The sequence below is a fragment of the Streptococcus sp. GMD4S genome (assembly GCF_000296955.1).
Genome location: NZ_AJRE01000291.1, coordinates 1 through 949, shown reverse-complemented (window position 1 = coordinate 949; position 949 = coordinate 1). Strand labels below are relative to the sequence as shown.

At 38.1% G+C, this 949-nt stretch carries 1 protein-coding gene and 1 pseudogene; one reads left to right on the top strand and one right to left on the bottom strand.

Annotated elements, in window-relative coordinates:
* A partial coding sequence (locus GMD4S_RS09435; protein WP_000394689.1) for a YigZ family protein occupies window positions 1–634 on the bottom strand: 634 nt, incomplete at its 3' end.
* A 56-nt stretch (window positions 635–690) separates the two neighbouring features.
* Between GMD4S_RS09435 and GMD4S_RS09430 the strand changes: the two are divergent.
* Window positions 691–949 (top strand): annotated as a pseudogene (locus GMD4S_RS09430) (DEAD/DEAH box helicase); the annotation flags it as partial.

Below are 949 nucleotides of genomic sequence, written 5' to 3'. Positions count from 1 at the left end.
ACACTAAGTTTACAGGAACTTCAACTTCTCGTAAACCTTGATCTGTTAAAGTAACCTTTCCATTAAAAAACTCTACAAGAGCAGACTTGATATTTTCTTTCTCTTCCTTATCAACATAAATGATGGTATCGATTTGATCTGTAAAGTTTGTATCGATTTCCGTGAGTTTATGTTCTCTAAGAAAATTGCTATATTCTTGATACTGAGCGTAAGACATCTGAATGGCTATGCCAGCTTGCTCTTTGATTTCAATAATGCCTATTTCTTTGACAGCCAAGGCTACACTTCCTGCGTAAGCGCGAATCAAACCACCAGCACCTAACTTAATTCCACCAAAGTAACGAGTAACTACTACGCAGACATTCGTAAGATTATGATTTTCTAAGACGCCAAGCATAGGGACTCCAGCAGTACCACTAGGTTCGCCATCATCACTTGTACGCTTGATCTCACTGCGTTCACCTACAATAAAAGCAGAGCAGTTATGGGTGGCTTTGTAGTGCTCTTTTTTGATAGCAGTGATAAAGTCACGAGCTTCTTCTTCACTATAGACACGCTTTGCGTGACAGATAAAGCGTGATTTTTTGATTTCTTCTTGGACTTGCCCGTTCTCTTTAATTGTTTTAAATTCCATGATTTAATTGTACTAAAAAATTACCTAAAGCGCTAGATTTTTACGAATAAAGAAGTATGAAAGTAAATCCAAATTTCCTCGGTCGCTTGTTTACTGAGAAAGAATTAACAGAAGAAGAACGGCAGATGGCTGAGAAACTTCCAGCAATGAGAAAAGAGAAAGGGAAACTGTTTTGTCAACGTTGTAATAGTAGTATTCTAGAAGAATGGCATTTGCCTATAGGCGCTTACTATTGTAGGGAGTGTTTGCTGATGAAGCGAGTCAGGAGTGATCAAGCTTTGTACTATTTTCCGCAGGAAGATTTTCCTAAGCAAG